Source organism: Streptomyces sp. MMG1533, assembly GCF_001279775.1.
Classification (GTDB): Bacteria; Actinomycetota; Actinomycetes; order Streptomycetales; family Streptomycetaceae; genus Streptomyces.
This window is the reverse complement of the sequence record NZ_LGDG01000043.1, coordinates 1-12,742: the sequence shown is the minus strand read 5'-3', so window position 1 is coordinate 12,742 and position 12,742 is coordinate 1. Positions and strand designations below refer to the sequence as shown.

General features: G+C 68.4%; 11 protein-coding genes and 3 pseudogenes. 6 read left to right on the top strand and 8 right to left on the bottom strand.

Features of this window, described 5'->3' with window-relative positions; genetic code table 11:
* The 3 genes from ADK57_RS47080 to ADK57_RS08400 all read left to right on the top strand — a co-directional run.
* On the top strand, positions 1 to 159 hold a 159-nt coding region (locus ADK57_RS47080; protein WP_199830507.1), incomplete at its 5' end, for an RICIN domain-containing protein.
* A 225-nt stretch (positions 160 to 384) separates the two neighbouring features.
* The gene (locus ADK57_RS08405) at positions 385 to 3,747 is read left to right on the top strand and encodes a discoidin domain-containing protein (RefSeq protein WP_078973017.1); all 3,363 of its coding nucleotides are present in this window, start codon (positions 385 to 387) and stop codon (positions 3,745 to 3,747) included.
* A gap of 401 nt (positions 3,748 to 4,148) precedes the next feature.
* Positions 4,149 to 6,209 (top strand): glycoside hydrolase family 2 protein, encoded by a 2,061-nt coding sequence (locus ADK57_RS08400; RefSeq protein WP_234390035.1) that lies wholly within the window; start codon positions 4,149 to 4,151, stop codon positions 6,207 to 6,209.
* A 323-nt stretch (positions 6,210 to 6,532) separates the two neighbouring features.
* On the opposite strand, the gene ADK57_RS08395 is transcribed toward ADK57_RS08400, so the two are convergent.
* The 5 genes from ADK57_RS08395 to ADK57_RS08375 form a co-directional block, all read right to left on the bottom strand.
* Entirely contained in the window at positions 6,533 to 7,009 is a 477-nt protein-coding gene (locus tag ADK57_RS08395; protein WP_234390034.1) for an LLM class flavin-dependent oxidoreductase, read from the bottom strand.
* Positions 7,010 to 7,075: 66 nt separating this feature from the next.
* The gene (locus ADK57_RS08390; protein WP_053748733.1) at positions 7,076 to 7,714 is read right to left on the bottom strand and encodes an NAD(P)-dependent oxidoreductase; all 639 of its coding nucleotides are present in this window, start codon (positions 7,712 to 7,714) and stop codon (positions 7,076 to 7,078) included.
* Positions 7,715 to 7,782: 68 nt separating this feature from the next.
* Entirely contained in the window at positions 7,783 to 8,154 is a 372-nt protein-coding gene (locus ADK57_RS08385; protein WP_053748732.1) for a DoxX family protein, read from the bottom strand.
* A gap of 78 nt (positions 8,155 to 8,232) precedes the next feature.
* Positions 8,233 to 8,913, bottom strand: coding sequence for an SDR family NAD(P)-dependent oxidoreductase (locus tag ADK57_RS08380; protein ID WP_053748734.1), 681 nt, complete (start codon positions 8,911 to 8,913; stop codon positions 8,233 to 8,235).
* Positions 8,914 to 8,941: 28 nt separating this feature from the next.
* Positions 8,942 to 9,880, bottom strand: a complete 939-nt coding sequence (locus ADK57_RS08375; protein ID WP_053748731.1) for an NADP-dependent oxidoreductase — start codon at positions 9,878 to 9,880, stop codon at positions 8,942 to 8,944.
* 99 nt (positions 9,881 to 9,979) lie between these two features.
* Between ADK57_RS08375 and ADK57_RS08370 the strand changes: the two genes are divergently transcribed.
* Positions 9,980 to 10,672: a TetR/AcrR family transcriptional regulator gene (locus tag ADK57_RS08370; protein ID WP_053748730.1), complete on the top strand. Its 693-nt coding sequence runs from the start codon at positions 9,980 to 9,982 to the stop codon at positions 10,670 to 10,672.
* 204 nt (positions 10,673 to 10,876) lie between these two features.
* Here the strand turns inward: ADK57_RS08370 and ADK57_RS52395 are convergent.
* Positions 10,877 to 11,068: pseudogene (locus tag ADK57_RS52395) on the bottom strand (transposase family protein); the annotation flags it as partial.
* Between ADK57_RS52395 and ADK57_RS08365 the strand changes: the two are divergent.
* Together ADK57_RS08365 and ADK57_RS08360 are read left to right on the top strand one after the other, a co-directional pair.
* Positions 11,060 to 11,269: pseudogene (locus ADK57_RS08365) on the top strand (hypothetical protein); the annotation flags it as partial. The pseudogenes ADK57_RS52395 and ADK57_RS08365 overlap by 9 nt on opposite strands.
* A gap of 130 nt (positions 11,270 to 11,399) precedes the next feature.
* The gene (locus ADK57_RS08360; RefSeq protein ID WP_053748729.1) at positions 11,400 to 11,960 is read left to right on the top strand and encodes a peptidoglycan-binding domain-containing protein; all 561 of its coding nucleotides are present in this window, start codon (positions 11,400 to 11,402) and stop codon (positions 11,958 to 11,960) included.
* A gap of 50 nt (positions 11,961 to 12,010) precedes the next feature.
* Here ADK57_RS08360 and ADK57_RS08355 read toward each other — a convergent pair.
* Both ADK57_RS08355 and ADK57_RS47070 read right to left on the bottom strand, forming a co-directional pair.
* Positions 12,011 to 12,169 (bottom strand): annotated as a pseudogene (locus ADK57_RS08355) (site-specific integrase); the annotation flags it as partial.
* Positions 12,170 to 12,583: 414 nt separating this feature from the next.
* Positions 12,584 to 12,742: RICIN domain-containing protein (locus tag ADK57_RS47070; RefSeq protein WP_199830506.1), on the bottom strand; the 159-nt coding region annotated here is incomplete at its 5' end.

Here is a 12,742-nt window from a genome sequence, read left to right as displayed (position 1 = left end):
CTCACCGACGCCGGCAACGGCTACTACGAACTCAAGAACGTGGGCAGCGGCCTCAACGCCGGCGTCGCCCAGTCCTCCACCAGCAACGGCGCACCCGTCATCCAGTGGACGGACGTGAACGTCGACGACCAGCTCTGGAAGATCGTCCGAATCAACTGACCCGAGAAAAGGCAGGGGAGACCAATATCCCGCCTGCCGGGCTCGCGGGCCGAGCCGGCCGGCTCGGCAGGCCCTGTCCTGCACTGCGTCCGTTGCCTGCAGCCGTGCCGCTACGACTCCTAATTTTGACGCGTCCAGATCATTGACAGCGGATGTCCGGAGAGTCGGGCAGCACGACTGCGCCAGCTAATTGAATCGATTCAAACCCTCTTGGAAGGTCCCGCGATGCAGCAGATCTCACGTCGGTCCGCCCTGCGTTCCGCCATAGCCGTCGCCCTGGCTCCCACCCTTGGTTCGGTGCTCGTGCCGGGGCTCGCCCACACGACTTCCGCCGCAGTCTCCTGGAACGCGAAGTGGATCTGGGCGGCGACCAGCACGACGAACCAGTGGGTGGCGTTCCGTAAGTCGTTCACCTTGGGGTCCGCGCCGTCGAAGGCTGTGACCCAGATCGCCGTCGACTCGAAGTACTGGCTGTGGGTGAACGGCACGCTGGTGGTCTTCGAGGGCGGGCTCAAGCGCGGCCCGAACCGTACGGACACGTACTACGACGAGATCGACCTCGCCCCGTATCTGACCAGTGGCCGCAACACGGTCGCGTTGCTGGTGTGGCACTTCGGCAAGCAGGGTTTCTCGCACAACAGCAGCGGCAGGGGCGGTCTGCTGTTCCAGTCGGACGTCACGACCGGCTCCACCACCACCCGGATCGTCAGCGACACCGGCTGGAAGCACACCGTGCACCCGGGCTACTCGAACAACACCAGCGGAACCCAGGCAAACTTCCGGCTGCCCGAGTCCAACATCTACTACGACGCCCGCAACGCCACCGTCATGGCGGGCTGGCGGTCTCCCGGCTTCGACGACAGCGCCTGGAGCGCGCCCGACGACTACGGCGCGGCCGGCACCACCCCCTGGAACAACCTGGTCGAGCGGCCGGTCCCACCGTTCCGTTACTCCGGCCTGAAGTCCTACACCAACGCGTCTTCGTTGCCGTCCACCGGACAGGGCTCCACCGCCATCGCCGCCACGCTCCCGTCCAACCTCCAGGTCACGCCGTTCCTGAAGGTGGACGCGCCGGCCGGTGCGGTGATCGGCATCCAGACCGACCACCACGACGACGGCGCCAACCTGACGGGGATCGAGCCCGGGACCGGCTACAACGTCCGCTCCACCTACATCTGCAGCGGCGGAGTCCAGGAGTTCGAGTCGCTGGGCTGGATGAGCGGAACGGCCGTGCGGTACACCATCCCGACCGGTGTCACCATCCTGGAACTGAAGTACCGGGAGTCCGGCTACGACACCGACTTCGCCGGATCGTTCAGCAGCAGCGACGCCTTCATGGACACGTTGTGGACCAAGGCCGCCCGCACGATGTACGTCAACATGCGGGACAACTACATGGACTGCCCCACCCGCGAACGTGCCCAGTGGTGGGGGGATGTGGTCAACCAGCTCAAGGAGGGCTTCTACACCTTCGACACCCGCTCCCACGCGCTCGGGGCGAAAGCCATCTCCCAGCTGGCGGCCTGGCAGAAGTCCGGCGGGGCGCTTTACTCGCCGGTCCCGTCCGTCATCTGGACCAGCGAACTGCCCGTCCAGATGCTCGCCTCGGTGTGGTCGTTCTGGACGTACTACCTCTACACCGGCAGCGCGAGCGCGGTCACCGGCGCCTACCCGGCGGTGAAGACGTACCTGAACCTGTGGGGCCTGGACAGCGACGGTCTCGTCAACCACCGGGCCGGGGACTGGGACTGGGAGGACTGGGGCAGCAACATCGACGCCCGCGTCCTGGACAACTGCTGGTACTACCTGGCCCTGGACACCGCCGCCAAGCTAGCCGACCTCAGCGGCAACAGCGGGGACGCCGCTGGGTGGAAAGCCAGGCGTGACAGCATCAAGGCCAACTTCGACCGGGTCCTGTGGGACCCCTCAAGGAACGAGTACCGCTCACCGGGCTACACCCGTGACACCGACGACCGGGCCAACGCGCTCGCCGTCGTCGCAGGTCTGGCCCCCGCCAGCCGCTACCGGGCGGTGACCGAGGTGCTGCGTACCCACCTCAACGCCAGTCCCTACATGGAGTTCTACGTCCTGGAGGCGCTGTACCTGATGGGCGCGGCCACGGTCGCCGAGGAGCGGATGCGCAACCGCTTCGCCGCCCAGGTCGCCGACCCCGCCTGCTACACGCTGTGGGAGCTGTGGGACAAGGCGGCCGGCACCGACAACCATGCCTGGAACGGCGGCCCGCTGTACGCGCTGTCCGCCTACGCAGCCGGCGTGCGCCCCACCAAACCCGGCTGGGAGACGTACGAGGTGATCCCGCAGACCGGCACGCTGACGAAGATCAGCACGGTCACGCCCACGGTCAAGGGCGACATCCGCTTCGGAGTCGTGCGCGACGGCACCCAGGTGACGCTGACCCTCACCTCACCGAGCGGGACCACGGCCCGTGTCGGTGTTCCGACCTACGGCGGCTCGGAGGCCGTCATCAAGGCGGGCACCACCACCGTCTACTCGGGCGGCGCCCCCACCGGGAGCGTCAGCGGCCTGAGCTACGCGAGCAAGGACGCCTCCTACGTCTACTTCACCCTGCAACCGGGCAGCTGGACGTTCACGGTCACCGGGGCCGGCCGCCTCGACACCCTCGCCCTCGGCCGGGCCGTCTCCAGCAACAACAGCCTGGAGAACAGCAACTGGGGCCGGAACCGGCTGACCGACGGTGTCCTGACCAGCGTGACCGGTGCCAAGGGCTACACCAGCAACGATTTCTCCTCCGCCGACGTCAGCGCGAGCCCCGTCTGGGTCGAGATCGATCTCGGCGCCGACACCGATCTCGACGCCGTACGCCTCTTCCCCCGCACGGACACCCTGGCCGCCGGCGGCGGCACGGCCGGTTTCCCGGTCGACTTCACCCTCCAGGCCCGCGCGGACGGAGCCACCTCCTACGCCACCGTCCGCACCGTCACCTCCCAACCCAACCCGGGCGGGCTCGTGCAGACCTACGGCTTCAAGACCACCACCGCCCGCTACGTACGTCTGCAGGCCACCAGACTCGGCACACCCGCATCCGACGAGCCCACCAAGTACCGCCTCCAGCTCGCCGAACTCACCGTCCCCACCGCCGCGACCACCGTCACCAGCAACAGCACGCTCGAGAACAGCGACTGGGGCAAGACCCGGGTCCTGGACGGCACCACCACCAGCGTCACCGGAGCCAAGGGTTTCACCAGCATCGACTTCCCGTCCGCCGACGTCAGCGCCACGCCCGTGTGGATCGAGATCGACCTCGGGGCCGACCGGGCGATCGGCTCCGTCACCCTCCACCCGCGCACGGACCTCGGCGCGTCCGGCGGCGGCACGGCGGGCTTCCCGGTCGACTTCACCCTCCAGACCCGGGCCGACGGGGCCACCGCCTACACCACCGTCCGCGCCATCACCGCCGAACCAAACCCCAACGGAGCCGCCCAGACCTACCCCCTCACCTCCGCCACCGGCCGTTACCTCCGTCTGCGCGCCACCAAGCTCGGCAAGCCCGCGTCGGACGAGACCACCAAGTACCGCCTCCAGCTCGCCGAGATGCGCGTCGTATAGCGGGCATCGCTACGCCCGTGCCGTCCGGAGCGCGTCGATCTCTGGACGGCACGGGCCGGTGGGCCGGCAGCGTGGGGCCTGCTGCAGGATTTCGGCGACCTCGCTGAGGCGACAGTGACACCGGCGTGAACGTGATCCCCTCCGAACCTCGTGAGCCGACCGGAGCGCTGCCCGCCCCCCGGACCGACGTGTCGGGGGCCGCCGCCGGAGGTGCGACCCCGCCCGCCTTCCGCATGACCAACGAACGCGCAGTCGGCAGCGGCCGCCGGCTGCGGCGGTCGTCGACATAACACCGCCAGAAGAACCTTCTACTTCACCCCTCAGGAAGTGAGTTTGAAATGACAGGTTTCCCCACTCGCCGGCAGGTGCTGAGCGGGACAGCTGGAGGAGTGCTGGCCTCGTTGGCAGGGATTCCGCAGGCCAATTCCACCTTTGCCGCGACGTACACGGCACCGAATCCGCGTGTACGCATCGATCTCAACCAGGGGTGGCGATTCGTCAGGGCAGACGTCACAGGCGCTGAAAGGCCTGGATTCGACGACTCCGGATGGACGCCGGTCAACACGCCCCACACGTGGAACGCCGTCGACGGTGCCGACGGCGGCAACAACTACTACCGCGGAGTGGGCTGGTACCGCCGCCATTACACCGCGCCGTCCGAACTGGCCGGGAAGAGGCTGTACCTGCAGTTCGCCGGGGTCGATCAGGTCGCCGACGTATGGGTCAACGGCACGTATCTCGGACAGCACAAAGGTGGATACTCCCGGTTCAGGTTCGGCGTCACCGCCGTGCTCGTCCCGGGCGGGGACAACGTGATCGCGGTAAGAGTGACCAACGCCCAGGACACCGGTATCGCGCCGGTGAGCGCGGACTACACCTTCGAGGGCGGCATCTACCGCAATGTGAGCCTGTGGGCCACCGACAACCTGCATGTGCGGCTGGAGGACTACGCGGGTCCCGGCATCTACCTGCGGCAGAGCAATGTGACCGCGGCGTCGGCCACGGTGACCGTGACCACGAAGCTGTGGAACGACAGCAACACCACCAGATCGGTGGTCGTCCGCAGCGTCATCGCCGACAAGAGCGGGACCATCGTCGCGGAGGCCCGCAGCACCGCACAGACCGTCGCCGCGGCCACCGGCGCCGAGATCAGGCAGACCGTCGGCATCGACAGCCCACACCTGTGGAACGGCCTTGCCGATCCCTACCTCTACAACGCGAGCGTCGAGATCCATGACGTCACCGCAGGCGCGGACAGGATCACGGATGTGGTGACCGAACGCCTGGGCCTTCGCTCCGTCGCCGTAAACCCGGACACCGGCTTCCACCTCAATGGCAGCCGCCTCGGCCTGCACGGCGTGAACCTGCACCACGAACGGGCCGGCAAGGGCTGGGCGTTGACCGACCCCGAACACATACAGGACTACGATCTCATCCGGGAGCTCGGCGCCAACGCCGTCCGGATGGCGCACTACCAGCACGACCAGAAGGAATACGAGCTCGCCGACGAACGCGGGCTGATCGTGTGGGCGGAGATCCCGCTGGTCAACTCTGTGACAAACTCGACGGCTTTCACCGCCGGCACCCAGAACCAACTGCGTGAGCTGATCCGGCAGAACTACAACCACCCGTCGATCGTCTTCTGGGGCATCGGCAACGAGCAGACCGATTACAACGGCACCGCCACGAACACGCTGCTCGCGTCACTGGCCGGCATCGTCGAATCCGAGGACCCGGACCGGCTCTCCACCTACGCGGTGCGCAGCGAAGACCCCGACAACGCGCAGGCAGGACTGCACACGCAGACCACCGGCTTCAACAAGTACCTCGGCTGGTACTACGGCTCCAAGGACGGCGAGCTCGGCGCGTGGGCCGACAACCTGCACGCGAACTCCCCGTCCCGCATGATCGGCATCTCGGAGTACGGCGCCGGCGCCAACACCACCCAGCACGCCCTCAACCCGCCAAGGCCCACACCGGGCGGATCCTGGCACCCCGAGGAGTACCAGTCGCTCTTCCACGAAGCGGCCTGGAAGCAGCTCGCCAGCCGGCCGTACATCTGGGGCACGTTCGTCTGGGCCATGTTCGACTTCGCCTCCGACGGCCGCAACGAAGGAAGCCGGCCCGGAATCAACGACAAGGGCCTGGTCACCCGCGACCGGCAGATCCGCAAGGACGCCTTCTACTGGTACAAGGCCAACTGGGCGAGCACTCCCACCCTTCACATCACCAGCCGTCGCTGGACCCAGCGAACCGATGCCACCACCGAAGTGAAGGTCTACTCCAACGCGGGCCAGGTCACCGCCACCCTCAACGGCACCTCGCTGGGCACCCTGAGCAGCAGCGACCACATCTTCAGGTGGGCCAACGTCACACTGAGGCCGGGGCAGAACACCGTGACAGTCACCGCGACCATCAACGGCTCCACGTACACCGACAGCGTCGACTGGACTCTCGGCTGAAAACCTCAACCTTCGGTGGCACCTGCCGTTCAACAACCGTTCCGTGCCCTCACTATCCGGACCTCGCATGGCCGTAGCGTTACCGCGCGGCCTGGCCGCGGACGTCGCTGACTCGACGCGGTCACCCGAAGCGATACAGCGCGCGCCCCTCGATCGCCCACGCCACCGAGAACAAAAACGCTTAACGCCAAGCCGCCGCACACCCAACTCGCCGACTGTGCGCACTCCCCGACACCAGGGGGACTCCACCATCCCCACAATCGGATGACCCTATCCAGTTTCGATGCTAAGCTGACCGAGCGAACCGGATGGGCCTATCCGGTTCACGAACTGGATAAGCCTATCCAAGTGGGCGGTCGTGCGGCACGCAGTTCGATGGCGCGCAGAAAGTCGCGCCGTGGCATGCCGCCGACGTCCATCTGCAGGATCTGGCGGGTGTGACCGAGCAGCCCGTACAGGTGGAGGATGCGGTCGGCGATCTCGTCGGGGCTGCCGACGAAGACCATGCCGTCGGGGCCGTAGGCCTCGGCACCGTCGGCGCGCGACGGGGCGGGACGGCCCGGTTCGGCGCTGCTCTCGGCCACCATGCGGTGTTCGTACTCCAGGTAGGTCGACCGGGCCTGGGTGCCGGACTCGGCGACGAACCCGTGCACGGCGACCGCGATGTCCGCCCGCTCGGCGGGGTGGCCGGCCTGAGCCCAGGCGGTGCGGTAGGCGTGTCCGTACTGCACCCAGTGCTCGGGGGTGCCGCCGAGGATGCCGAGGAACTTCGGCAGCCCCCACTCGACGGCACGGTGCACCGAGCCGTCGCGTGGGGGCTGCCGAAGTAGACGCCGAGTTCGAAGGTCATGGCGGTGGTGCTGGCCTCAGTTGCTGATGGCGGGCATGGCCCGCCGGTGGCGGGTGTCGGTGAGCTGGGAGACGAGGAACGCGGCGATGTCGGCACGGCTCATGGCTGAACCGACCCGGTCGTGGCCGAGGAACCCGGAGCGGATGCGGCCGGTGGCGGACTTGTCCGTCGGGTTGGTGATGCGGGCGATCGTGTAGTCGAGGCCGGAGCCGGTGACGGCCTCGGTCATGCCCCTCAGCTCGGCCAGCGCGTTGGGGAACATCAGCCCGGCCATGACGGGCAGCACCTTGTGCTTCCAATGCGGCTTGTCCTGCGGATCGGCCAGTGAGGGTGTGGCCAGGCCGATGAAGCGGGCCACTTTCCGCGCCTCCATGGCCTGCACGATGGTGCGGGTCCCGTCGGTCACCTGGGTGCCGGTCGTGGACCGTTTCAGGGAGGGACCGAGCGCGCTGATCACCGCGTCGGCGCCACTGACGGCCTGCTCGACGGCGTCCCGGTCGGACAACTGGCCGGTGACGACCGTGAGATGGGAGTGGGTGAGGGCGAGCTTGGCGGGGGTGCGGACCAGGGCGTTGACCTGGTGGCCGTCGTCCAGGAGCTGCTGGACGACAAGGCGGCCGATGGCGCCGGTCGCGCCGAAGACGGTGACACGCATCAGGGGTGGTTCCTCGCGGTGGCGGTCGGAAGGCAGGGATCAGATGGGAGGGGATCAGATGGAGGGGGTCAGAAGCTGTAGGGGCCGAAGCGGCCCCAGGCCACCAGGGCCGCCAGGACCAGCACAACGGCGTTGAAGGCGATCGCGCCGGGTTCCTTGCGGCGGGCGTGGGTGATCGCGGCCAGGACCATCACCGCGACCAGGCCGGTCGCGGCCAGCGGGGTCAGCACGGGGGCGATGCCAGTCGCAGCAGGAAGGATCAGGCCGAGGGCGGCGGCGAACTCCACGATGCCGATGAAGCGGACGGTGGCCTGCGAGAAGTCGGCCGTCCAGGGCAGCCGGCCTACCAGCTTGTCCTTGGGCTGGGTGGACTTCATGACGCCGGCCATGGCAAACATGGCGGCCAGCACGGCCTGCACTGTCCACAAGAAGAAGTTCACGTACGGATTCCTTTCCAGGAGGGCGACGGGACAGGGAGGGAGCGGATGCCCCCTCCCGGGAGCGGGGTGGCCCGCCGGTCAGGCGTTGAATACGGCCTCGGAGCGGTCACGGTTTTCGTGCAGGTCCCAGTACAGGGGGGCGATCTGCTCGGGCGTGGCCGTCGGGAAGCCCTCCGGTCCGCCCCCGCCGATCCACACGTTGATGGCCACGTGGGCGGCGTGCACACCGCTGCCGGCCAGCTCCTTGTCCAGGTTGAGCACCCAGTTGCGCAGGGCTGCCGCGGGGGCGTTGACGTTGCCGAGCATGGGGATGGGGTCCACCGAGCCGCCGCCGGTGGTGAACAGCAGGGTGCCGGCGCCCGCCTCGCGCATCGCGGGCAGCACCGTGCGGGCGGCGGCGACGGCGCCGTAGAAGATGTACTCGATCTGCGGCTGCAGATCGTCCACCGTGGATTCCGAGGGGGTGGCCAGGGTGAGGCCGGGCACCGGGGAGTGCGGCGCCGGGGAGTACTCCAGTACGTCGATGCCGCCGAAGCGGGCCTTCACGGCGTCCAGGGCGGCGGTCAGGGAGGGCCGGTCCAGGACGTCGGCGGTGAACGCCTTGGCGGTGATGCCTTCCTGGCCCAGCTGGTCGACCAGCGTCTGAAGCTTCTCCTTGGTGCGGGAGATCAGGGCGACGTCGAAGCCGCGGCCGCCGAAGGTGCGGGCGATGGCCAGTCCCATACCGGGGCCGGCGCCGATGATGGCAATGGTGGGCACGGTCGTCATCTCTTCCGTTGGACGTGTGTCAGGAGCAGGAGACGGCGATCTTGCCCGGGGTGCCGGCACTGAAGGCGGCCAACGCCTCGGCTGCCTGCTCCAGCGGGTAGGTGGCCGTGACCGGCACACGCAGCGCACCAGAGGCGACCTGCTCGGCCAGGGAGGTCAGGATCTGGGCGTCGGGGTTGGCCATGATCGTGTGGACGGTGACGTCCTTCCCTTTGACGTCGTCCTGGGTCAAGCCAGTGGTGGAGGCGATCTGACCGCCCGGCCGCAGCAGAGCGGCCAGCTGGGCGCCGTCGCCCGCCAGGTGCAGCACCGCGTCCACACCCTCCGGGACGATCGCGCGGACCTGCCCCTCCAGGTCACCGGTGAAGTCGACCACGTGGACCTCCACGCCGGTCAGGCCGGTGACGAAGTCGGTCTGCACGCCGGGGCGGGCGGTCGCGATCACCTTCACGCCACGGGCGGTGGCGAGCTGCACCGCCAGCGAACCCACCCCGCCGGAGGCCCCGGAGATCAGCAGCGTCTCGCCCTCGGCCAGGGCCACCGCGTCCAGGCTCACCAGGGCAGTGGCCCCGGCCACGCCCAGCGCGCCCGCGTCCCCCGCCTTCGGGCCCGCGGGAATGCGGGCGACTCCGTGTCCGGCGGGCACGGTGACGTACTGGGCCAGCGACCCGGCGCCCAGGTACGGCTTCAGCACGACACCGAAGACCGCGTCGCCGACCGCGAAGCCCTCCACGCCCTCGCCGAGCGCCTCGACGGTGCCCGCGAAGTCCTGGCCGAGGACCAGCGGGAACCGGTGCTCCATAAACGCTTGCGTATAGCCGGCGGCGGTGGCGATGTCGATGCCGTTCAACGAGGCGGCGGCCACCTTGACCAGCAATTCCCCGGCCTCCGGGCGAGGAGTGTGCACGTCGGTCACGGCCGGGGCCGAGGGGACGGATTCGAGCGTTACAGCGCGCATGACAATACCTCCCGATAAGTGGTACGGGCTTCCCGATTCCACTGCCGCCCACCGTACAGCAGAAGTGGCCCATCCGTTCCACTTAGGTAGAGTGGGCGCATGACCTCCGCACCTTCCGACCAGACTCCGGACCAGCAGCCGGAAGCGGGACTGCGCGCCGACGCCGAGCGCAACCGCTGCCGCATCCTGGCCGCCGCCCGCCGCCTCTTCGCCGCCGAAGGGCTCGGCGTCTCCATGGCCTCCGTCGCACGTGAGGCAGGCGTCGGCAAAGCCACGCTCGGACGGCGCTTCGCCACCCGGGACGAACTCGTCAACGCGGTCTTCGCCGACCGTATGGACGCCTACGCCGACGCCGTCACCGAAGCACTCGCCGACCCCGACCCCTGGCACGGCTTCACCGGCTACCTCCACGCCGTCTGCGCCATGCAGGCCGCCGACCGCGGCTTCGCCGACGTCCTGACCATGACCTTCCCCGCCGCCAAGGCACTGGAAGCCCGCCGCGCCGAGGCGTACAACGGCTTTCTCGAACTCATCGCCCGCGCCAAGAACAGCGGGCACCTGCGCGAGGACTTCGTCTCGGAGGACCTCGTCATCCTGCTCATGGCCAACGCCGGCGTCATCGCCGCCGCGGGCGACGCCGCGCCCGACGCCTGGCGCCGCCTCGTCGGTCACATGTTCCGCTCGTACGCCGCCCCGGGCGCCGACATCCCGCCACTGCCCAAGGCCCCGGCGCCCACAGCTCTCTACCGCGCCATGGTCCGCCTCTCACGAACCGGCCCGGGCACCGCCTAGTGCCGCATCAGCAAACCCTCGCCCCGTCGGAGCAGGCCTTCGGTTCGGATGCAGGTCCGGTGTGCAACAGAGCAGTCACCGGCCGCGTGTCCTTCCGGCTCCAAGACCGTGTGCAGGCCACCCGGAGGGGCCTTTACCTTCCGGGGCATGGATCTTCGCGAAGAACTTCCGAGTGACAGACAGGCCGTGGGGGTTGTTCACCAGGTAGGCGAGGTCGGCCAGGATGGGACGCCCTGGTGCTCGCAGATGCGGATGATCCGGTGGGTGCGGGCCGCGGCCAGGTCGTGAGATCGGCCCGGCAAGGCGGGTGAGAGCCACAGCAACCGGCCGCTCGGATCGGTGACCACCCGTACGTTCACCCTCGGCGCGTCCGTCGCCCCGGTCGCACTCGGCGAGTACGCTTCCCGGTCTGCCTCCGAGAGGGACCGTGACGCCGCCCAACCGGCCGGACTCGTCAACACCGTCGCGGAACGGCTGGAATCAGGGGCGGATGTATCGCTCGGCTTCTACCTCGAACGCCCCACATACCTGGCCCTGGCCGTGGTGACGTGCTCCCCCAACCGCTCGATGCCGGAACTGGCCTGCCCTGTGGCGTAGTCGAAGCGTCAAAGAAGCGTTGGCCGGCGAGCCGGAAGTGGCCTTGAGGACCCTGCAACATTCCAGTACCGCCCCCTGCCCGCCCCTACATACCGTCCTCTCCATGGGCTTTTCCGAACGGGGAGGATGTATGAGGATCCACGGACGTACCCTGCGCGGTGCGGCGATCGCACTGAGCCTCGCGGCGGCAGGCACACTGGCCATGGGTACCGGCCCTGCTTCAGCGAAGGTCTCGGACGGCTGGGTGCGCGGGTACGACACCTGGACCGACGACTGGAACGACGAAGGCGTCCTGTCCCAGTACAACTACTCGGCTTCCAACGCCGTCGGCCTGTGGCAGCGGATCCTGGTCGCCGAAGGCGCCAAGCTGGACAACGGAAGCAACTTCGTGGTCAACAACATCGACTGCTATTTCGGGGACAAGACGCACCAGGCGACGATGAACCTCCAGAAGCGGTGGGGCCTGACGGCGGACGGGAAGGTCGGATCCGGCACGTTCGGCAGGGCCAACAAGAACCTGTTCAAGAACTTCGGCAGCACAGTCCGGGGCGAGACGCTGCACCTCACCTACAAGGCCGGTGACGGAACAATCGAGCACTTCAGCCGGAACACGGAAGGAAAGTACCGCTTCCTGGACATGCAGAACAATGAACGACAGGCCGGGTACACCTACCGGACGTGCAGGACCTGACCCGACAGCCGGAGCGGGACGGGCTCCTCCGGGACGCAGGTCGAGACACAGCCCGCTCCCGGCACCCCGCCGACAGCCGTGTGCGCATCCAGGAGGAGGCGGGCCTGGCCGTACGACAGCCGGGCGAACCCGGTGTCCCGGCAGACCTCGAGTGGGCTGACGACCCTGCCAGGGCCCGGCTTGCGACGGGTGACGAACACTGGGCTTCTTCAGCGTTGCCGCTCCAGGGTTCCACGAGCGCACGGGGCAGGTCGAGTGCGGCAGGACAGATGACCAACGAGGCCCCCGAGCAGCGTGGTTGAGACGTCAGACATCTCGATCAACAGCTCAGGGGCCTCCCACGCGGGGCCCGGCAGGTGCGCCGCCAAGGACGATGCCGGGCGAGGAGGACGTCGCATCCTGCGCGTGCCAACCACGGCGAAGGTACAGACAGCCGGCTTGGTGACCGGTCACCACCGTCGCGCACCTGCCCGACTGCGGCCGACTGCAACCGCCGCTGCCGGCCGGGCACGCTGCTCATCCGACGGCATCACCGGCATCGAACGACACAGAGCCCCCTGGCACACGGGTCACCATGCGACCCTGCGCTGGCAGGAGGCTCTGCGAAACGGGCCAGTAGCCGGTCAGTTGATTCGGACGATCTTCCAGAGCTGGTCGTCGACGTTCACGTCCGTCCACTGGACGACGGGTGCGCCGTTGCTGGTGGAGGACTGGGCGACGCCGGCGTTGAGGCCGCTGCCCACGTTCTTGAGTTCGTAGTAGCCGTTGCCGGCGTCGGTGAG